General features: G+C 69.6%; 23 protein-coding genes and 1 tRNA gene. 15 read left to right on the top strand and 9 right to left on the bottom strand.

Annotated features, from left to right (window positions below; genetic code table 11):
- Positions 1-19: 19 nt before the first annotated feature.
- Positions 20-790, top strand: coding sequence for an RDD family protein (locus tag AC07AZ_RS15355; protein WP_478847717.1), 771 nt, complete (start codon positions 20-22; stop codon positions 788-790).
- Between the two features lie 72 nt (positions 791-862).
- Here AC07AZ_RS15355 and AC07AZ_RS15350 read toward each other — a convergent pair whose 3' ends face one another.
- Positions 863-1,150 carry a hypothetical protein gene (locus AC07AZ_RS15350; RefSeq protein WP_478847715.1) on the bottom strand — a complete coding sequence of 96 codons (288 nt, stop codon included), beginning with the start codon at positions 1,148-1,150 and terminating at the stop codon, positions 863-865.
- A 411-nt stretch (positions 1,151-1,561) separates the two neighbouring features.
- Between AC07AZ_RS15350 and AC07AZ_RS15345 the strand changes: the two genes are divergently transcribed.
- A complete protein-coding gene (locus AC07AZ_RS15345; RefSeq protein ID WP_478847712.1) occupies positions 1,562-3,898 on the top strand; it encodes an immune inhibitor A domain-containing protein in 2,337 nt (778 codons plus the stop codon).
- Between the two features lie 122 nt (positions 3,899-4,020).
- On the top strand, positions 4,021-4,341 hold the full coding sequence (locus AC07AZ_RS15340; RefSeq protein ID WP_478847710.1) for a hypothetical protein: 321 nt from the start codon (positions 4,021-4,023) through the stop codon (positions 4,339-4,341).
- A 115-nt stretch (positions 4,342-4,456) separates the two neighbouring features.
- On the opposite strand, the gene AC07AZ_RS15335 is transcribed toward AC07AZ_RS15340, so the two are convergent.
- Together AC07AZ_RS15335 and AC07AZ_RS15330 are read right to left on the bottom strand one after the other, a co-directional pair.
- On the bottom strand, positions 4,457-5,041 hold the full coding sequence (locus tag AC07AZ_RS15335) for a nicotinamidase (RefSeq protein WP_356041190.1): 585 nt from the start codon (positions 5,039-5,041) through the stop codon (positions 4,457-4,459).
- A gap of 138 nt (positions 5,042-5,179) precedes the next feature.
- Entirely contained in the window at positions 5,180-6,526 is a 1,347-nt protein-coding gene (locus AC07AZ_RS15330) for a nicotinate phosphoribosyltransferase (RefSeq protein WP_478847708.1), read from the bottom strand.
- A gap of 110 nt (positions 6,527-6,636) precedes the next feature.
- On the opposite strand from AC07AZ_RS15330, the gene clpS reads away from it, so the two are divergent.
- The 7 genes from clpS (at position 6,637) to AC07AZ_RS15295 (ending at position 11,443) form a co-directional block, all read left to right on the top strand.
- On the top strand, positions 6,637-6,954 hold the full coding sequence (gene clpS / locus AC07AZ_RS15325) for an ATP-dependent Clp protease adapter ClpS (protein WP_055623360.1): 318 nt from the start codon (positions 6,637-6,639) through the stop codon (positions 6,952-6,954).
- Positions 6,955-6,966: 12 nt separating this feature from the next.
- The gene (locus AC07AZ_RS15320; protein WP_478847705.1) at positions 6,967-7,569 is read left to right on the top strand and encodes a DUF2017 domain-containing protein; all 603 of its coding nucleotides are present in this window, start codon (positions 6,967-6,969) and stop codon (positions 7,567-7,569) included.
- A 342-nt stretch (positions 7,570-7,911) separates the two neighbouring features.
- Positions 7,912-9,363 (top strand): amino acid permease, encoded by a 1,452-nt coding sequence (locus AC07AZ_RS15315; protein WP_478847703.1) that lies wholly within the window; start codon positions 7,912-7,914, stop codon positions 9,361-9,363.
- A 112-nt stretch (positions 9,364-9,475) separates the two neighbouring features.
- Complete coding sequence (locus tag AC07AZ_RS15310; protein ID WP_478847701.1) at positions 9,476-9,898, top strand: M67 family metallopeptidase; 423 nt, start codon at positions 9,476-9,478, stop codon at positions 9,896-9,898.
- Between the two features lie 79 nt (positions 9,899-9,977).
- Positions 9,978-10,073, top strand: a complete 96-nt coding sequence (locus AC07AZ_RS15305) for a putative leader peptide (RefSeq protein ID WP_324612360.1) — start codon at positions 9,978-9,980, stop codon at positions 10,071-10,073.
- Positions 10,074-10,196: 123 nt separating this feature from the next.
- Positions 10,197-10,475, top strand: a complete 279-nt coding sequence (locus AC07AZ_RS15300) for a MoaD/ThiS family protein (RefSeq protein WP_356041201.1) — start codon at positions 10,197-10,199, stop codon at positions 10,473-10,475.
- A gap of 17 nt (positions 10,476-10,492) precedes the next feature.
- Positions 10,493-11,443: a PLP-dependent cysteine synthase family protein gene (locus AC07AZ_RS15295; RefSeq protein ID WP_478847698.1), complete on the top strand. Its 951-nt coding sequence runs from the start codon at positions 10,493-10,495 to the stop codon at positions 11,441-11,443.
- A gap of 13 nt (positions 11,444-11,456) precedes the next feature.
- Here AC07AZ_RS15295 and AC07AZ_RS15290 read toward each other — a convergent pair whose 3' ends face one another.
- Positions 11,457-11,948 (bottom strand): type II toxin-antitoxin system PemK/MazF family toxin, encoded by a 492-nt coding sequence (locus AC07AZ_RS15290; protein WP_478847694.1) that lies wholly within the window; start codon positions 11,946-11,948, stop codon positions 11,457-11,459.
- Between the two features lie 215 nt (positions 11,949-12,163).
- On the opposite strand from AC07AZ_RS15290, the gene AC07AZ_RS15285 reads away from it, so the two are divergent.
- Positions 12,164-12,916, top strand: coding sequence for an MBL fold metallo-hydrolase (locus AC07AZ_RS15285; protein WP_478847692.1), 753 nt, complete (start codon positions 12,164-12,166; stop codon positions 12,914-12,916).
- A 67-nt stretch (positions 12,917-12,983) separates the two neighbouring features.
- Here the strand turns inward: AC07AZ_RS15285 and AC07AZ_RS15280 are convergent, their stop codons facing one another.
- A complete protein-coding gene (locus tag AC07AZ_RS15280; RefSeq protein ID WP_478847690.1) occupies positions 12,984-14,234 on the bottom strand; it encodes a PTS transporter subunit EIIC in 1,251 nt (416 codons plus the stop codon).
- Positions 14,235-14,443: 209 nt separating this feature from the next.
- On the bottom strand, positions 14,444-15,748 hold the full coding sequence (locus AC07AZ_RS15275; RefSeq protein ID WP_478847688.1) for a PTS transporter subunit EIIC: 1,305 nt from the start codon (positions 15,746-15,748) through the stop codon (positions 14,444-14,446).
- A gap of 179 nt (positions 15,749-15,927) precedes the next feature.
- On the opposite strand from AC07AZ_RS15275, the gene AC07AZ_RS15270 reads away from it, so the two are divergent.
- The 4 genes from AC07AZ_RS15270 to rdgB all read left to right on the top strand — a co-directional run bounded on the left by AC07AZ_RS15270 (position 15,928) and on the right by rdgB (position 18,212).
- Positions 15,928-16,161: a PTS sugar transporter subunit IIB gene (locus tag AC07AZ_RS15270; RefSeq protein ID WP_478847686.1), complete on the top strand. Its 234-nt coding sequence runs from the start codon at positions 15,928-15,930 to the stop codon at positions 16,159-16,161.
- A gap of 93 nt (positions 16,162-16,254) precedes the next feature.
- On the top strand, positions 16,255-16,992 hold the full coding sequence (rph, locus tag AC07AZ_RS15265) for a ribonuclease PH (protein WP_478847684.1): 738 nt from the start codon (positions 16,255-16,257) through the stop codon (positions 16,990-16,992).
- A 181-nt stretch (positions 16,993-17,173) separates the two neighbouring features.
- On the top strand, positions 17,174-17,575 hold the full coding sequence (locus AC07AZ_RS15260) for a hypothetical protein (protein WP_478847682.1): 402 nt from the start codon (positions 17,174-17,176) through the stop codon (positions 17,573-17,575).
- 34 nt (positions 17,576-17,609) lie between these two features.
- Positions 17,610-18,212 (top strand): RdgB/HAM1 family non-canonical purine NTP pyrophosphatase, encoded by a 603-nt coding sequence (gene rdgB / locus AC07AZ_RS15255; RefSeq protein WP_478847680.1) that lies wholly within the window; start codon positions 17,610-17,612, stop codon positions 18,210-18,212.
- Positions 18,213-18,267: 55 nt separating this feature from the next.
- On the opposite strand, the gene AC07AZ_RS15250 is transcribed toward rdgB, so the two are convergent.
- The 3 genes from AC07AZ_RS15250 to AC07AZ_RS15240 all read right to left on the bottom strand — a co-directional run bounded on the left by AC07AZ_RS15250 (position 18,268) and on the right by AC07AZ_RS15240 (position 19,839).
- Positions 18,268-18,342 (bottom strand) — tRNA-Leu (locus tag AC07AZ_RS15250).
- A 7-nt stretch (positions 18,343-18,349) separates the two neighbouring features.
- Positions 18,350-19,219, bottom strand: coding sequence for an HNH endonuclease family protein (locus tag AC07AZ_RS15245; protein ID WP_478847678.1), 870 nt, complete (start codon positions 19,217-19,219; stop codon positions 18,350-18,352).
- Positions 19,216-19,839, bottom strand: a complete 624-nt coding sequence (locus AC07AZ_RS15240) for an HNH endonuclease signature motif containing protein (RefSeq protein ID WP_478847676.1) — start codon at positions 19,837-19,839, stop codon at positions 19,216-19,218. The genes AC07AZ_RS15245 and AC07AZ_RS15240 overlap by 4 nt, the downstream gene beginning before the upstream one ends.
- Between the last annotated feature and the right edge of the window lie 43 nt (positions 19,840-19,882).

Genomic DNA, 19,882 nt, shown 5'->3' with positions numbered 1-19,882 from the left:
TTCGCGGTCGACTCGGGCCATGAGCAGCGAACCGCCTCCCGGCTCCGGTCAGCAGCCACCGGAAGACGACCCGTTCCGGAAGCATCCACCGCAAGACGACCCGTTCCGGAAGCAGCCCCCGTCCGGCCCTCCCGGACCGGGCCCGCACCCCCCGTCCGACGCCCCGCCCCCGCCCTACCAGGGCGACCCCCACGGCGGCGACCCGTACGGCGGCGGTCAGGGTGGCGGTGGTCCCTACGGCGGTGGCGGCCCTTACGGCGGTGGCGGCCCCGGCGGCGGTGATCCCTACGGCGGCGGAGGTCCCTACGGCGGTGGTCCGTACCCCTCCGACCCGCTGGCCGGGATGCCGCCGCTCGCGGACAGCGGCAAGCGCACGCTCGCGCGGATCATCGACATGATCCTCGTGGGCATCGTCGTGTGGCTGCTGACCTGGGCGTTCAACGTCCGCGCGTACCAGATGGACAGCAACGACTTCGAGGCCGGCAGGTCCTTCACGCAGTCCCTGATCGCGGCCGTCCTCTACATCGCCTACGACACGGTCATGATCAGCAGGTCGGGGCAGACGCTCGGCAAGAGATGGCTGGGCATGCGGGTGGCCAGGCTGGACGACGGCGCCACGCCCTCCGTGCAGACCACGCTGGTCCGCTCGGCGGTGCTGTGGATCCCGTTCGCGTTCTGCTGCGCCTGCATCTGGACCGCGATCGCGGGCGGCTGGAGCTTCTTCGACAAGCCCTACAAGCAGGGCCTGCACGACAAGGCGGCCAAGACGGTGGTCGTCAGGACCGGCTGACACACCACCCCGTCCGGGCGGCACCGGGAGCGCCGGGCGGGTTGGCCGACACCAGGCCGGCGCCTGGCGGGTTCAGGACGCGGCGCGTTCGTGCACCTGCTCGGAGGCCACCGCGGCGACCGGGGCCCGCCGGGGTGCCGGGACCTCCTGCACGGCCGCGACGGGCCGCGATGCCCGGGCGGCGCTCTGCTTCGGCAGCGGGACCGTCATGGCGACCAGGAGCCCGAGGGCGAGCCCCGCGGTGGCGACGACCGCGATCCCCACGCCCGAACTCGTCTGTGACAGCAGCAGCATGGCGAGCGTCGAGAAGATCACGGTGAACGAACCGTAGGCGAGCTGTGCGGCAGTCGGACGAGGCATGGCAATCGTGTCCTCGGAAGTGGGGGTCCACGGGGGTCGTCGGCCTGGCTTTCCGCCGATGCGGGGCGTTCCGCCAAACGACTCTAATCGGCTGCATGCCCGAGGGGAACGAACAGTAAGCGTGACCTAACCAACAGTGCCGGTGCACAGGGGGCGCACGGAGTCATGACGTCCACCAAGTGGACCCTCTCGCGCGCCTGTTCGTTACAGTCTCGTGTCCGCAATGCGAACGCCACCTCCTAATAATGCAATTGTTCTGTCCAAGTCAAGGTCTGTCTTTTCTCGTAAACCAGTAGTCAAATGTCGTCACTTGACTACACGCGTATACCGCCCGCGGACCTTCGTTGATCAGGACCCCCCTTGGTCAGGACCCCCCTTCCGCGTGGCCGGGCGCGTTAGGGGAGGCATCAAGTGACGGGTAGAACCTGGACGTTCAGAACGGCAGCGACGGTCGTCGCCCTCGCGGCGGCCTCGGCGACGTTCTCTGCGTTCGCCGTGGCACAGGCCGCGGACGGCGGATCCGCGGCGGGCGCCGCGGTGGACCGGCATGATCCGCAGCCGGTCAGGAGCAAGAAGCACGACCTCGACGGACCCCTGACGAAGACTCAGGAGGCCCAGCACCAGGAGGCGTTGGACCAGGTCATATCGGGCGCCGCGTCCGTCAAGGACCACAACGGCTCGAAGGTCGTGAAGCTCAAGGGCAAGGACAAGTACGTCGAGCTGGGCCGGGAGAAGACCGACAAGATCTTCACGATCCTGGTCGAGTTCGGCGACAAGGTCGACAGCCGCTACGGCGGCACGGCGGGCCCGGCGCACAACCAGATCGCCGCGCCGGACCGCGCCAAGGACAACAGCACTGCCTGGCGGGCGGACTACAACCAGGCGCACTTCCAGGACCTGTACTTCGGCACCGGCAAGCACACCGAGTCGCTGAAGAAGTACTACGAGAAGCAGTCCTCGGGCCGCTACTCGGTCGAGGGCGAGGTCACCGACTGGGTCAAGGTCCCCTACAACGAGGCCCGCTACGGCTCCAACAAGGCCTCCACCGGCGCCTGGTACGCGGTCCAGGACGGCGTGAACGCCTGGGTCGCCGAGCGCGAGGCGGCCGGTGACACCGCCGCAGAGATCAAGACGGAGCTGGCCCAGTTCGACCAGTGGGACCGCTACGACTACGACGGCGACGGCAACTTCAACGAGCCCGACGGCTACATCGACCACTTCCAGATCGTGCACGCCGGTGAGGACGAGTCCGCGGGCGGCGGCGCGCAGGGCGAGGACGCCATCTGGGCCCACCGCTGGTACGCCTTCGGCACCGACGCCGGCGCCACCGGCCCGGACACCAACAAGCTCGGCGGCACGCAGATCGGTGACACGGGCGTCTGGGTCGGCGACTACACCATCCAGCCGGAGAACGGCGGCCTGGGCGTCTTCGCCCACGAGTACGGCCACGACCTCGGCCTGCCCGACGAGTACGACACGGCGGGCGGCGAGAACTCCACCGGTTTCTGGACCCTGATGTCGTCCGGCTCCTGGCTCGGCACCGGCAAGGAGTCCATCGGCGACCTGCCCGGCGACATGAACGCGTGGGACAAGCTCCAGCTGGGCTGGCTCGACTACGACACCGCCAAGGCGGGCACCCGCTCCCACCACACGCTGGGCGTGGCGGAGTACAACACCAAGAACGCCCAGGCGCTCGTGGTCCAGTTGCCGAAGAAGGAGGTCACCACCCAGGTGGTCGCCCCCGCCCAGGGCAGCACGCAGTGGTGGAGCGGCAGCGGCAACGACCTGCGCAACTCCCTGTCCCGTTCGGTCGACCTGACCGGCAAGACCTCCGCGAGCCTCACGCTCGACGGCTGGTGGGACATCGAGCAGGGCTACGACTACCTCTACACCGAGGTCTCCACCGACGGCGCCAACTGGACGCCGATCGACGGCACTCTTGCCGACGGCACCCCCATCACGCGTGACGGCAGCGACAAGCCCGCCCTCACCGGCACGGTGGCCGCCTACCAGAAGCTGACGTACCCGCTCGACGCCTACGCGGGCAAGAAGATCGACCTGCGCTTCCGCTACCAGACCGACGGCGGTGTGGCACAGAAGGGCTTCGCGGCCGACGAGATCACGGTGACCGCCGACGGCGCCACCGTCTTCGCCGACAACGCCGAGTCCGCGGACGCGGCCTGGACGACCGGCGGCTTCTCCCGCATCGGCACGTCCATCACGGACGACTACGACCAGTACTACATCGCGGAGAACCGCCAGTACGTGTCGTACGACAAGGTGCTGAAGGTCGGCCCGTACAACTACGGCTTCTCCACGACCCGTCCGGACTGGGTGGAGCACTACGCCTACCAGAACGGTCTGCTCATCTGGAAGTGGGACACCTCCCAGGCGGACGACAACACCAGCGCCCACGCGGGTGAGGGTCTGATCCTCCCGGTCGACTCGCACCCGACCCCGCTGAAGTGGGCCGACGGGACCCTGATGCGCAACCGCGTCCAGGCCTTCGACTCCACCTTCAGCTGGTACCCGACGGACGCGATCACGCTGCACAAGGCGGACGTCGCGACGAAGATCAAGGCGCGTGCGGGCGTCCCGGTCTTCGACGACGGCAGGTCGTCGTACTACGACGCGTCGAACCCGTACGCGGGTGTCAAGATCACTGACACCAACACCCGGATCACGGTCGTCAAGGAGTCGCTGAGCGGCTCGACGATCTCGCTCAAGGTCGGACCTTCCGCGAAGTAAACCCCTGTTTTCGCAGGTCAGAAGCGCATCGGCGGTGACCCCCTGGCGGGTTGCCGCCGATCGTGTTTAGGTGCGTCCTGTGGCTCTCTTATTGACACCGAATCGCACGGGGGTGTGACCGCATGGCCGCAGGAGGTTTCTGCAAGCTGCCGACCGGCAGCGTCGTGGTGGCGCTGAACCTGCCCACTCCGGCACCCGGCGGCGAGAGCGGGGTGCGGGTGCTGGTGCACGCGGTCAACCGGGCCCGCGCGCTGACCAGGCTCCGCAATCTGGGGCTGCGCGCGATCTACCTGCGGGGCAACGCGGCACCGCCGACGCCGGACGAGATATCCGCGGTGCTGTACCACCCGGACGGTCTGGTGTGGCGGGAGATCAGCGCCTGCGAACCGACCGCCTGGCGGGCCTTCACCACCCTGTCGGGAGCCCGCCTGGCGACCCACTGACGTCCAGGGCACCCCGGACGCCCGGCCGACGCCCGTGACGCGGGCACCCGGCCGGAGCTGTCGGCCCAGCGGGCACCGGTCGGACCCGTCGGCCCGGCTCGGGCCGCGGAACGGGTCAGACGACCGGCTTCCCGGAGAGCTCCACCCCGGCCCCGCGCAGTTCCTCCAGGGCGCGTCCGGTGGTGTCCTCGGCCACTCCGGCGGTGAGGTCGAGGAGGACCTGCGTGCGGAACCCCTCCCGCACCGAGTCCAGCGCGGTGGCCCGCACGCAGTGGTCGGTCGCGATGCCCACGACGTCGACCTCGTCGACCTCCCGGGCCCGCAGCCAGTCGCCCAGCGAGACCCCGTTCTCGTCCTGCCCCTCGAAACCGCTGTACGCGGCCGCGTACGCGCCCTTGTCGAAGACGGCGTCGACCGCGCCGGAGGCGACGGCCGGGGCGAAGTTCGGGTGGAAGCCGACACCCTCGGTGCCCGCCACGCAGTGCGCGGGCCAGGAATGGACGTAGTCGGGGTTGTCGGCGAAGTGGCCGCCGGGGGCGATGTGGTGGTCGCGGGTCGCCACCACGTGCCGGTAGCCGGCGGGCGCCTGCCCGATCAGCTCGGTGATGGCGGCCGCCACGTCGGCGCCCCCGGTCACCGCGAGGCTGCCCCCCTCGCAGAAGTCGTTCTGCACGTCTACGACGATCAAGGCGCGGCGCATGGTCGGTGTCCTTCGACTATGAGGTCGGGAGAGGAAGGGGTGCGGGCCCGGCCGGTGAGCTTCCGAGCCTATTGACTTCGGGGGCGGTAGGGGAGGGGGCGGGACCGGCTGCGCCACCCCGGTTCGGGAGGACACCCCTTAGCTACCCGAGCGCCCCTGTAGGTACTCCGTCGGGAGGACCGGTTCCCCGCGCGAGAGCTGGGTCGCCGACAGCGGCAGGTTGGCGCGGGCGGCCGCGTGCCGTTCGCGTGTCACGTCGAGCGGCTCCCGGGCGACGACCTCGCCGCCCTTGACGAGTTCCACGAGCAGTTGCCGGTCGGCGAGTTCGGCGGGGACCGGCCCGGTGCCGACGACCTCCGCCTCCGCCACCCCGTACCTGTCCAGGCGGCGCGCGGCCCACTTGCGGCCGCCGACGGACGTCTTGCCGCCGCTGGACTTCTTCGCCACCGCCACCAGCGGCGCCTTCGGGTCGGAGGTCTCCGCGCGGGCGACCAGCTTGTAGACCATCGACGCGGTCGGGTGGCCGGAGCCGGTCACCAGCTGGGTGCCGACGCCGTACGCGTCCACGGGCGCCGCCGCCAGCGAGGCGATGGCGTACTCGTCGAGGTCGGAGGTCACGATGATCTTCGTACCGGTCGCGCCCAGCTCGTCCAGCTGCTGCCGTACCCGGTGCGCGACCAGCAGCAGGTCGCCGGAGTCGATGCGGACCGCGCCCAGCTCGGGTCCGGCGACCTCGACGGCCGCGCGGACGGCCTCGGTGACGTCGTAGGTGTCCACGAGGAGGGTGGTGCCCCGGCCCAGCGAGTTCACCTGGGCCTGGAAGGCGTCCCGCTCGTGGTCGTGCAGCAGGGTGAAGGCGTGCGCGCTGGTGCCGACCGTCGGGATGCCGTACCGGAAACCGGCCGCCAGGTCGGAGGTGGTGGTGAAGCCGCCGACGTAGGCGGCCCGCGCGGCGGCGACCGCGGCCAGCTCGTGGGTGCGCCGGGCGCCCATCTCGATCAGCGGCCGGCCGCCGGCGGCCGAGGACATCCGGGAGGCGGCGGCGGCGATCGCCGAGTCGTGGTTGAGGATGGAAAGGATCACGGTCTCCAGGAGCACGCACTCCGCGAAGGTGCCCTCCACCCGCAGGATCGGCGAGCCCGGGAAGTACACCTCGCCCTCGGGGTAGCCCCAGATGTCCCCGCCGAAGCGGTAGGAGGCGAGCCATTCGAGGGTCTGCTCGTCGACGATCCGCCGCTCGCGCAGGAAGCCGAGGACGTTCGCGTCGAAACGGAAGTTCTCCACAGCGTCCAGCACCCGGCCGGTGCCCGCGACGACGCCGTAGCGGCGCCCGTCCGGCAGCCGCCGGGTGAAGGTCTCGAACACGCTGTGCCGCTCGGCGGTGCCCGCCCTCAGAGCGGCCTGCAGCATGGTGAGCTCGTACTGGTCCGTGAAGAGTGCCGTCGAGGGAACGTCCACCGGCAGGCCAAGGTCCGCTGTGTTCATGACGATGGATCCTACCCCCATTTCGTCACTCTGACGATTTTGTCTCGGGGGCCCCTTCGCGGGACGGCGCACGCAGCCCGTTTGTGCGACCACCCCCCTGCGGTGGCAGCATGGGCACTGTGACGTCACCCGCTCCCCTTGAGATCGAACGCACCGAGTCGGCGGAGGAGGTCTTCGCCGTACCCGAGCCCGACGTCCCGTGGGTCACGATCGTGCACAACGACCCGGTCAACCTCATGAGCTATGTGACGTACGTCTTCCAGACGTACTTCGGCTACAGCAAGGACAAGGCCACCAAGCTCATGCTCGACGTCCACCACAAGGGCCGCGCGGTCGTCTCCAGCGGCAGCCGCGAGGAGATGGAACGCGACGTGCAGGCCATGCACGGCTACGGTCTGTGGGCCACCCTCCAGCAGGACCGGAAGTAGCGATATCCCCTGATGCCAGGACACTTCGAACCGCTCCCCGGCGGCGGCGCGGCCGTCGCCCTCGACGACGTCGAGATCTCCATCATCCGGTCGCTGGCCGTGCAGCTCCTGGAGCTCATCGGCCCCGGCCCCGCCGAGGACTCCGGCGACGACCCGCTCGCCGAACTCTTCGCCGAGGGCCCGAGCGAACCACCCGCCGACCCGGTGCTGCGCCGCCTGTTCCCCGACGCCTACGGCGACCCGGGAGCGAGCCCGGGGCCGCGCGAGGCGGAGGAGCAGCTGGCCCACTCCTCCGAGTTCCGCCGCTACACCGAGAACGACCTGCGGGCCGGCAAGCGCGAGAGCGCCCTGGCGGTGATCCGCTCCCTCGACCTGCTGACCTCCGGCGGTGGCGGCGGGGCGGTGCTGAAGCTGGCGCCGGAGGAGTCCAGGCAGTGGCTCGGCGCCCTCAACGACCTGCGGCTGGCGATCGGTTCGCGGCTGGACATCAGCGACGAGGACGACACCGACCTGCTCTACCGGCTCCCGGACGAGGACCCGCGCAAGCCGATGGTGATGGCGTACCTGTGGCTGGGCGGTCTCCAGGAGTCGCTCGTCTCGACGCTCATGCCCTGACTCCACCCCCTGTCGACGAAGCGTGCGCACCGGCGGGTGTTCGCTCAGCGGACGCTCAAATCCGGATAACGATCAGATCACCGGTCCGGCCGCTTATGCGGTCGCCGGCTCCGTTTGTCCGGTTCTCTCCGTGACCCGCGCCACACGTCCGCCGGGTGATCTCCGTGGCGGCCGTGATAGATCTTCACGACCGCCCGGCCGGCACCACCCATGCCCGGCCGGGTGCGCCACCGAGCCGGTCACCGCCGGCCAGGCACGAAGCTCCACCTGTCCGGGGGGACCGGAATCCGCTCCGACGCCACGGGACTGGCGCGGACCGGCATGGAGAAAGGCGCACCACACATGACCTCGTCGCAGGTCGGTACGGCACACGACGGCAGTGAGGCCGTGCACGGCGACGCCCCCGGAGAGGGGTACGAGCGCGGGCTCGGCAGCCGCCAGGTCCAGATGATCGCGATCGGCGGCGCCATCGGCGTCGGCCTGTTCCTCAACGCCGGGGCCAACATCGCCAAGGCGGGCCCCAGCCTCATCCTGATGTACGCCCTCGCCGGCGTCATCATCTTCTTCATCATGCGGGCGCTCGGCGAACTGCTGCTCTACCGCCCGGTGTCGGGCTCCTTCGCGGAGTACTCCCGCGAGTTCCTCGGCCCGTTCTTCGGCTACTTCACCGCCTGGACGTACTGGCTGATGTGGGTGGTCACCGGCATGGCGGAACTGACCGCCGCCGCCATCTACATCAACTACTGGTTCCCGTCGATCCCGCAGTGGGTGTCGGCCCTGGTCTTCCTGGTCGTCCTGTTCGTCGCCAACCTGATCTCCGTGAAGGTGTTCGGCGAGATCGAGTTCTGGGCCTCGATGATCAAGGTCACCGCCCTCATCGGCATGATCGTGATCGGCCTGGGCGTCCTCACCTTCGGCTTCAGCTCCGCCGGTGACACGGCCGCCGTCGCCAACCTCTGGCAGTTCGACGGCTTCTTCCCCAAGGGCGTCGGCTCGTCCCTGATGACCCTCCAGGGCGTCATGTTCGCCTACCTCGCCGTCGAACTGGTCGGCGTCACGGCCGGCGAGTCCGAGAACCCCGAGAAGACGCTGCCGAAGGCGATCAACACCCTGCCCTGGCGCATCGCCCTGTTCTACGTCGGCGCGCTCACGGTCATCCTGTGCGTCGTGAAGTGGACGGAGTTCGCCCCGGGCGTCAGCCCCTTCGTCGAGGCGTTCGCGAGGATCGGCATCCCGGCCGGCGCCGGCATCGTCAACTTCGTGGTCCTCACCGCCGCCCTGTCCTCCTGCAACTCGGGCATGTACTCAACCGGCCGCATGCTGCGCAACCTCGCGGACAACGGCGAGGCCCCGGGCGCCTTCACCAGGCTGTCGGCCAGCAAGACCCCGGCACTCGCCATCACGGTCTCCGTCGCCTTCATGGGCATCGGCGTGCTCCTCAACTACGTCGTCCCGGAGAAGGCGTTCGGCTACGTCACCTCGGTGGCCACCGCGGCGGGCATCTGGACCTGGCTGATGATCCTGATCAGCCACGTCCTCTACCGCCGCGCGGTCGAGGCCGGCCGGCTGCCCGCCTCGTCGTTCCCCGCCCCGGGCGGCGCGGTGTGCTCCTACGTGGCGATCGCGTTCCTCCTCTTCGTCACCGGCCTCATCGCCTACGACGCCGACTCCCGCGTCTGCCTCTACGTGATGGCCGGCTGGGCCGTCGCCCTCGGCATCGGCTGGGCGGTCCTCAAGAGCCGCGACCCGCGGATCGCCGAGCGCCGCGAACCGGAACCGGAGAGCGTCCGCTGACACCCGCCGGACCACCCGTCCGGCATCCGAGCCGCCCCGTACCGCCCATCGGTACGGGGCGGTCGCGTACCACCCCCCGGCACCGGCGGCACCCCTGTTTATCCTGACCAGCATGCTGACCCTGACCCAGGCCCTGTTCGACCAGATCGTCGCCCACGCCCGCGCGGACCACCCCGACGAGGCGTGCGGGGTCGTCGCGGGCCCGGCGGGCACCGACCGCCCCGAGCGCTTCATCCCGATGCTCAACGCCGCCCGTTCACCCACGTTCTACGAGTTCGACTCGCAGGACCTCCTCAGGCTCTACCGCGAGATGGACGACCGCGACGAGGAACCGGTGATCGTCTACCACTCCCACACGGCCACCGAGGCCCACCCCTCCCGCACCGACATCTCCTACGCCAACGAACCCGGCGCCCACTACGTCCTCGTCTCCACCGCGGACACCGACGACGCCGGCCCGTTCCAGTTCCGCTCGTTCCGGATCGTGGAGGGAGAGGTCACGGAGGAGGAGGTCAGGGTGGTGGAGACGTACTGATCTCGTACCTCGGATGAAATGTGTCCGAAGCGTGAGATCACATTCCAGGGGCCGGATGGGGAATCGATACGATGAGCCCATGGTTTCCCACGACGTGAGCGAGAAGACGCCGGGCACGCTGCTCGTGGCGCGGCTGCACGTCGACCTGTGCAGGCTCGCCAGCGCCATCTGTTGACGCCGGCCCCGCCGCCGTACGGCCCGTGAGCCGCGGCGACCGCCCCACTCCGCGCACGACCACGCGCCCGTGCCGCCGCCGCGCGCCCACCGACCAGACACCATCCGACAGGAGCCCTGAGCCATGGCCATCGAGGTCCGCATCCCGACCATCCTCCGCCAGTACACCGACGGCCAGAAGGCGGTGGAGGCCAGCGGAGAGACCCTCGCCGACCTCTTCGCCGACCTCGAGACCCGGCACACGGGCATCCAGGCCCGCATCGTGGACGGCGGTGAACTGCGCCGCTTCGTCAACGTCTACCTCAACGACGAGGACGTCCGCTTCCTCGACGGCATCAGCACCAAGCTCGCCGACGGCGACAACGTGACGATCCTGCCGGCCGTGGCCGGCGGCATGGCCTGAGCGGCCGTAGCGCACCCATGCGTTACGACTCCCCGCTGGCCGCGGTGGGCAACACCCCTCTGGTGCGCCTGCCGCGGCTCTCGCCGTCCGCCGACGTCCGCATCTGGGCCAAGCTGGAGGACCGCAACCCGACCGGCTCGGTCAAGGACCGCCCGGCCCTGCACATGATCGAACAGGCGGAGAAGGACGGCCGCCTCACCCCCGGCTGCACCATCCTGGAACCGACCTCGGGCAACACCGGCATCTCCCTGGCCATGGCGGCCAGGCTCAAGGGCTACCGCATGGTCTGCGTGATGCCCGAGAACACCTCGCGGGAACGCCGTGACCTGCTCGGCATGTGGGGCGCTGAGATCATCCCGTCCCCCGCCGCGGGCGGCTCCAACACCGCCGTACGCGTCGCCAAGGAGCTGTCCGCCGAGCACCCCGACTGGGTGATGCTCTACCAGTACGGCAACCCCGACAACGCCGGCGCCCACTACACCGGCACCGGCCCGGAGATCCTCGCCGACCTGCCCTCGATCACCCACTTCGTCGCGGGCCTCGGCACCACCGGCACCCTCATGGGCGTCGGCCGCTTCCTGCGCGAGAACAAGCCGGACGTCAAGATCGTCGCCGCCGAGCCGCGCTACGACGACCTGGTCTACGGCCTGCGCAACCTCGACGAGGGCTTCGTACCGGAGCTCTACGACGCCTCCGTCCTGACCACCCGCTTCTCCGTCGGCTCCGCGGACGCCGTCACCCGCACCCGTGAACTGCTCCAGCAGGAGGGCATCTTCGCCGGTGTCTCCACCGGCGCCGCCCTGCACGCGGCGATCGGCGTCGGCAACAAGGCCGTGAAGGCGGGCGAGAGCGCGGACATCGTGTTCCTCGTCGCCGACGGCGGCTGGAAGTACCTCTCCACGGGCGTCTACACGGCGGCCACCACGGAAGAGGCCATCGAGACCCTGCACGGCCAGCTCTGGGCGTGAGCCGCCGGCCGGCTCAGCCCGCGAGGTGACGGACCTGGTCCCACAGGACCGGGTCCACCACCCCCACCCGGCGCCGGAAGTCGCCCACCGGCACCTCCCGCAGCTCGTCCGTCTCCAGGAAACTGGCGCGGCCCCGCGCGTCCCCGACGGCGCCCGGCGGCAGCGGGATCACCCCGGGCCGCTCACCGTGGTACTTACTGGTGATCTTCACGACGGTGGCCCGCCGCCCGCGCACCGCGAGCACCAGACACGGCCGGTCCTTCGTCCGCCCGCCACCCGCCCCGCGCGGGGGCCCGCCCGTCCGGCCGTCCTCGAAGGGCACGTTCGCCCACCAGATCTCCGCCGCCCGCGGCGCCGCCGCCCGCCCGCGCGGCCCCGACGGGTGCCCCGGGGGCCTGCTTCTGCGGCCGCCCGGCCGGTGCCCGCGGCCCCAGCCGTCGACGAGCGTGGCCACCAGGGCGAGCAGCATCACCGCCACCAGCGCGAGCCACAGGGACGTGTCCATGCGGATGACGTTACCGGCGCGCGATCCCCGTCGCGCGCCCTCTCTCGCACCTCATGCACCCCTCTTCCAGCCGAACCGGTGACACCTCAGGTGAGTTCGCCCACAACGGCCCTTGGCGGAGGAGCGACCCGACGTTTTGCGCCTTACGCTCGACGCACCGCACGACCCCCGTCTCCTTTCCAGAAAAGTTCCCCGCCAGCGGAGGTTTCTGCTTCATGAAGCTCACCGTCGTCGGCTGCTCGGGGTCGTTCCCGTCCGTGGAATCGGCCTGCTCGAGCTACCTCCTAGAGGCCGACGGCTTCCGGCTGCTTCTCGACATGGGCAACGGCGCCCTGGGCGAGCTGCAGCGCCACTGCGGTCTCTACGACCTCGACGCGATCTTCCTCAGCCACCTGCACGCCGACCACTGCATCGACATGTGCGCGTACTTCGTCGCCCGCTACTACCGCCACGACGGCGGCCGCTGCGAACCGCTCCCCGTCTACGGCCCCGAGGGCACGGAACACCGGCTGACCACCGCCTACGCGGACACCCCCACCGCCTCCTCCATGAGCGAGGTCTTCGACTTCCACACGGTCAAGCCGTCCACCTTCGAGATCGGCCCGTTCACGGTGCACACCGAGCGGGTGGCCCACCCCGTGGAGGCGTACGGCATCCGCGTCGAGCACGGCGGGAAGACCCTGACGTACTCCGGCGACACCGGCGTGAGCCCCGCGCTGGACGACCTCGCCCGCGACAGCGACCTGTTCCTGTGCGAGGCGGCGTTCACGCACGGCAAGGAGAACATCCCCGACCTGCACCTCAACGGCCGCGAGGCGGGCGAGACGGCGAGACGGGCGGGCGCCCGCCGCCTGGTGCTCACCCACATCCCCCCGTGGACCGACCCGCGGGTCAACCTCACCGACGCGCGCGCGGCCTTCGACGGCCCGGTGGAACTGGCGAAGCCGAGGGTGTCGTACGAGATCTGACGCACCCCGCGCGAAGGCCCCGGAACCTGGTCGGTTCCGGGGCCTTCGTCATACCTGCGGCCGGGGCTCACGCCTTGGTGAGGTCCTCCAGCTCCTCCTCGGGCTCGCGGCCCGGGGTGGGGAGGTCGAACCTGACGATCGCGAAGCGGAAGACGACGTAGTAGACCGCCCCGAAGACCAGGCCGATCGGGATGATCAGCCACGGCTTGGTGGCCAGGTTCCAGTTGAGGGCGTAGTCGATGAAGCCGGCGGAGAAGGTGAAGCCCGCGTGCACACCGAGCGCCCAGGTGACCGCCATCGACAGGGCGGTCAGCGCCGCGTGGATGACGTACAGCAGCGGGGCGATGAACATGAACGAGAACTCGATGGGCTCGGTCACACCCGTCACGAACGAGGTCAGCGCGAGCGAGATCATCATGCCCATCACGGCCTTGCGGCGCTCGGGGCGGGCGCTGTGCGCGATGGCGATCGCGGCGGCCGGGAGGCCGAACATCATGATCGGGAAGAAGCCCGACATGAACTGACCGGCGGTCGGGTCACCGGCGAAGAAGCGGGTGAGGTCGCCGTGCACGACGGCACCGGCGGAGTCCTTGAAGTCGCCGATCTGGAACCAGGCGACGGAGTTCACGAACTGGTGCATGCCGACCGGGATCAGCGCACGGTTGATCAGGCCGAACAGGGCCGCGCCGAAGGCGCCGAGGCCGGTCATCCACTCGCCGAAGTTCGAGATGACCTCACCGATCGGCTCCCACACCAGGCCGAAGAAGACACCTGTCAGGGTGCCGACGAAGGCCATGATGATCGGCACCAGGCGGCGGCCGTTGAAGAAGCCGAGCCAGTCCACCAGCTTCGTCCTGTGGAAGCGCTGCCAGATGACGGCACTCAGCAGACCCATCACGATGCCGCCGAGGACACCGGGGTTGTTGTAGGTCGCGGCTATGTCCGCGCCCGACTGGACCTTGGCCTCGGTGACCGGGAACGCCTTGAGGACGTTGCTGTACACCAGGAAGCCGACCAGGGCTGCCAGCGCGGTCGAGCCGTCGGACTTCTTGGCGAAACCGATCGCGACACCGATACAGAACAGCATCGGCAGGTTGTCGAAGATCGCGCCGCCGGCGGTGGCGAAGACGGCCGTGACCTTGTCCGGCAGGTTCAGCTTGTCGTGGATGTCCTGCTGGCCGAAGCGAAGCAGAAGGCCCGCCGCCGGCAGCACGGCGATCGGGAGCTGCAAGCTGCGGCCGACCTTCTGCAGGCCCTGGAGCAGGCCGGATCCCCGCTTCTTCGCGGGGGCCGCCGGTGTCGCGGTGGCGGAGCTCATACTTCCTCCATCGGATGGTGGTCTACACCACTCAGTGGTGTAGACCATGTTTTAGCACGGTGAAGGCCGTATAAGGAACCCGCGAGTTCTGCAACCGGAGCGCTACGCTCCGTGCCCCCTTCCGCCCCGCGGAAGCGGCCGCCAGAACGCCACGAGCACGACGAAAGACCCCCGGACCGACGGTCCGGGGGCCCAACTCGACTGCGGTGTCAGACCTTTGTGACGTCCTCGACCTCGTCCTCCGGCTCCCGCCCCGGAGTCTTCAGGTCGAACCTCGTGATCGCGAAACGGAAGACCACGTAGTAGACGGCGGCGAAACACAGGCCGATCGGAATCATCGCCCACGGTTTCGTCGCCAGGTTCCAGTTGATGACGTAGTCGATCAGACCCGCCGAGAAGCTGAAACCGTCATGCACACCCAAGCCCCACGTCACCGCCATCGACACACCCGTCAACACCGCGTGCACCACGTACAACAGCGGCGCGACGAACAGGAACGAGTACTCGATCGGCTCGGTGATCCCCGTGACGAACGAGGTCAGCGCCACCGACAGCATCAGGCCGCCCACCTCCTTGCGGCGCTGCGGCTTCGCACAGTGCGTGATCGCCAGCGCCGCGGCCGGCAACGCGAACATCATGATCGGGAAGAAACCCGACGTGAACTGCCCCGCGTTCGGATCACCCGCCAGGAACATGTTGATGTCACCGTGCACCACCGTGCCGTCCGGCTTCGTGTACGAGCCGAACTGGAACCAGATGGGCACGTTGAGGAACTGGTGCAACCCGATCACCAGCAACGCGCGGTTCGCGAGACCGAACACCCCGGCGCCCCACGCGCCCGCGTCGCTCAGCCAGTTACTGAAGCTCTCCAGCCCGTCGCCGATCGGCGGCCAGATCCACAGACACACGGTCGCGAACGCGATCGCCACGAACGCCATGATGATCGGCACCAGCCGGCGGCCGTTGAAGAACCCGAGCCAGTCGACCAGCTTCGTACGGTGGAAACGGGCCCAGAAGAACGCGGCGAGCAGACCCATGACGATGCCGCCGAAGACGCCCGGGTTCTGGTAGCTGAAGACGGTCACCGTCCCGTCGGTCAACTGGCAACCCGTCGCCACCGGCTTCGACCCCTCCGCGCAGTCCTCGGGGAACTGGCGCAGCACGTTGAAGTAGACGAGGAAGCCGGCCACCGCCGCGAGAGCCGTCGAACCGTCGGACTTCCTCGCCATGCCGATGGCGACACCGACGCAGAACAGCAGCGGCAGACCGAGACTGCCGTCGAGCAGCGCGCCACCCGCCCCCGCCATCACCTTCGAGACGTCCGTCCACCCCAGCCCGTCGTCCCCGAACACGTCCGGCTGACCGAGGCGGGTCAGGATGCCCGCGGCCGGCAGCACGGCGATGGGCAGCTGGAGACTGCGCCCCATCTTCTGCAGTCCCTGGAACAGCCTGTTCCACCGCACCCGCGCGGGGTTCACGCCGCCGTCGGCGGTGGCGGCGCTGGCGGCACTCATCGGAACTCCTCCCGGCCTGACCCGCGTTTGGCGACGGTCCACCCGGTGGTGTAGACCAGTCGGCGGACGGTTCTCGCTGTCGTGCACGCCATCCTTCGGCACCCTCGGCAGGACCGCTCGCGAAGATGGGCCAACTGTGGGTTACTGCGAAAAAGCGGTTCGGATCAGGGAGACAGAGCATGGCCACCAAGGCTGAGAAGATCGTTGCCGGGCTCGGCGGCATCGACAACATCGAAGAGGTCGAGGGCTGCATCACCCGCCTCCGGACCGAGGTCGTGGACGCGAGCAAGGTCGACGACGCCGCCCTGAAGGTCGCCGGCGCACACGGCGTCGTCAAGATGGGCACCGCCATCCAGGTCGTCATCGGCACCGACGCCGACCCGATCGCCGCGGAGATCGAAGACATGATGTGAGCCACGCGCCCCCCGGGGCCGCCCGCTCACCGGACAGGGCCTCCTCCCACCGCGGGAGGAGGCCCTTCCGCATCTACCACTAGGCTCGTCGCCATGTCTCGAATCGACGGCCGCACCCCCGAACAACTCCGCCCGATCACCATCGAACGCGGCTGGAGCAAGCACGCCGAAGGCTCCGTCCTCGTCTCCTTCGGCGACACCAGGGTCTTCTGCACCGCCTCCGTCACCGAAGGCGTCCCGCGCTGGCGCAAGGGCAGCGGCGAAGGCTGGGTCACCGCCGAGTACTCCATGCTCCCGCGCGCCACCAACACCCGCGGCGACCGCGAATCCGTCCGCGGCAGGATCGGCGGCCGCACCCACGAGATCAGCCGCCTCATCGGCCGCTCGCTGCGCGCCGTCATCGACTACAAGGCACTCGGCGAGAACACCATCGTCCTCGACTGCGACGTCCTCCAGGCCGACGGCGGCACCCGTACCGCCGCCATCACCGGCGCCTACGTCGCCCTCGCCGACGCCGTCGCCTGGGCCCAGGGCAAGAAGCTGATCAAGGCCGGTCGCCAGCCCCTCACCGGCACCGTCAGCGCCGTCTCGGTCGGCATCGTCGGCGGCATCCCGCTCCTCGACCTCTGCTACGAGGAAGACGTACGCGCCGACACCGACATGAACGTCGTCTGCACCGGCGACGGCCGCTTCGTCGAGGTCCAGGGCACCGCCGAAGCCGAACCCTTCGCCCGCGCGGAACTCGACGCCCTGCTCGACCTGGCCGTCGCCGGCTGCACCGACCTGGCCACCCTCCAGCGCGCAGCCCTCGACACGGTCACCGAGCAGTAGCGGTCCGGGACACACCCCCGCGATACGCCCCTCGAAGTAAAGGGCACATCAACCAGGGCCGCCGTACGGGCAACCCGGCCGCCCGCCCCCGCGTCCCTACGCATACGGGCGCACGGTCCACCACCGTGCGCCCGGCCGGCAAACGGGGGCCCTCGGGCCTGCCCAGAGGAGGAACAGAGCCATGTCCGCGAGTCGCCGCCGAGGCCGCCGCACCGCCATCGCCGCCGCCGTCGCGGCCGTCGCACTCACCACCGGTCTCACCACCGGCTGCGACGCCGTCAACAAGGCCCTCGACTGCGTCCAGACCGCCGACGTCATCGCCGACAGCGTCACCGACCTCCAGCAGGCCGTGGAGAACGCCTCCAACGACCCCACCCAGCTCGACCAGTCCCTCAACTCCATCGAGCAGAACCTCGACAAGATAGGCGACAGGACGGACAACGCCGACGTCAACAAGGCCGTCGACGGCCTCGGCCAGGCGGTCGACAACGTCCGTACGGCCGTCAGGAACGGCGACGAGACCCCCGACCTCAGCCCCGTCACCGACGCGGCCGGCGAACTGACGAAGGTCTGCACCCCGTAACCCACCGCCTCGGCGACTGGCGATACTGGACCCCATGACCCGCCTGATCCTCGCCACCCGCAACGCCGGAAAGATCACCGAACTCAGGTCGATCCTCGCCGACGCAGGACTGCCCCACGACCTCGTCGGCGCGGACGCCTACCCCGAGATCCCCGACGTCCGGGAAACAGGCGTCACCTTCGCCGAGAACGCCCTGCTCAAAGCCCACGCCCTGGCGCAGGCGACCGGCCTGCCCGCCGTCGCCGACGACTCCGGCCTCTGCGTCGACGTCCTCAACGGCGCCCCCGGCATCTTCTCCGCCCGCTGGGCCGGCCGCCACGGCGACGACAAGGCCAACCTCGACCTGCTCCTCGCCCAGCTCTCCGACATCGCCGACGAGCACCGCGCGGCCCACTTCGCCTGCGCGGCGGCCCTCGCCCTGCCGGACGGCACGGAACGAGTCGTCGAGGGCCGCCTGCCCGGCGTCCTGCGCCACACCCCGACAGGCACGAACGGCTTCGGCTACGACCCGATCCTCCAGCCGGACGGCGAGTCCCGCACCTGCGCCGAACTGACGGCAGCGGAGAAGAACGCGATCAGCCACCGGGCGAAGGCGTTCCGGGGGCTGGTACCGGTGGTGCGGGAGCTGTTGGGCTGACACAACGGAAAGGCCCCGCACCTTTGAATCCAAGGTGCGGGGTCTAATATCCCTGTGGGCCCGGTGGGACTCGAACCCACGACACACCGGACCTAAACCGGCGCCCTCTGGCCAGCTGGGGTACGGGCCCAGGGCGCTTACTGTACTGTGCCTGGCTCGGCAGCCGTACGGAGGCGTCCTCCCGGACGGGCGTTGGCGAAGGTGCCCGTCTGGCTGTGGCAGGAGGGGCACAGATACCTCAGATTGCACCGGCGGTTGTCCAAGCGGTCACCGTTGATGTGATCGATCTCCAGAACGAGCCGTCTGCCCTGCCAGGTGTCGCGGATACCGCACTCGTCGCAGACGCGCGGCACGCCGACATCGTCAAGGGCGCGCCTCAGAAGGTGTGTCGGGGTGCGGTTCTGTCCCGGAGCGCGCCTCTGCAGGATCTCGGCCGCCGGCCTGCGGTTCGGGGACGGGATGCCGCGAGCGTGCCCCTGTCCTGTGAAGTGGGCGGTCGACAGGCCGTGGTACTCGATGCTGCGTCTGAGGAGCGCCCGGTCCGCGCCGTTGCACCGCCGGCCCAGGGCGGCGAGGGCTCCTGCCATGCTCTCTGCGGCCTCCACGGCGGGCGCCAGCACGTCACGGGGCAGAATGCCCGCGCCGTATCGTCGTCCGGCGGTGAAGTGCGAAGTGTCGATCCCGTACCTGTCCAACTTCATTCTGATATAGCCGTACGGGCTGTCGCGCGGGGGGAATCCCATGTACTCCAGCATTTCCCTGACGCTGTGGGAACGGGCCGCGGCCTCCCTGAGGAGTTCCTCCGGATAGCTGCGCCGCTCGCGTTCCGGCAGCGGCTCCTCCCGGAAGTGGGAGATGTCGATGCCGTAGTGCCGAAGTCGACGGCCGAGGTACCCGCGTGGGCCGGTGCCCATCGACACACCCAGGGCCCGCATGAGATCGACCATGCTCGAGGCGTCGGCGGCGGCCCGTGTCAGCAGCTCCCGCGTGAACTTCGGTTCGCTCATGGGGTCTTCCTCCTCCTGCGGCCCCGGTAGGTGTCCGTCACCGCGTGACAGTTGGGGCAGAGCAGCCGCAGGTTCTCCGGACGGTTGTCCCACCAGTCACCGTTGACGTGGTCGACCTCCAGCCGCAGGGGCCTGCTGTTCCATTCGGGCCCCGTGCCGCACATCGCGCAGACCTGCTGGACTCCGCCGTCGAGCAGGCGTCGCAGGAGCCGTCTCCCGGGGATTCTTCCGTCCTCGGGCGATCCGAGAGTCAGGGGATTGCCCCGCGAGCCCTTCGGCCCGCCTCGTGGCACCGTGAAGTGGGACGTGTCGATACCCAACGCCGTGATACGGCGGCTGATGTGCGCCTGGTTGCCACCCACCGGGTTGATACCGAGGCCGCGGACCACGTCCGTGACACTGGTCGACACCGCCACGATCTCACGCAGCTTCGCTTCGCTGTGTCGTGCCCAGCGGGCGGGGAAGTGAGCGACGTCCACGCCTTCCTCGGACATCCTCCGGCGCAGATACTGTCTGCTGCCCGCCGTCGGCGTGCCTCCGCACCACCGCACGGCATCGTCCCAGTTCGCCGTCGAGCGTGCCGCTTCCTCCAGCAGCTCGCGGCTCAGTCTGACCCCCATGGACCCTCTCCGTTCCGGCCGCATGTTCGCAGCTCGTACGGAG

This window comes from Streptomyces sp. NPDC043878 (assembly GCF_056435735.1).
Note: the sequence above shows the minus strand (reverse complement) of the source record. Positions and strands in the feature narration are given on the sequence as shown.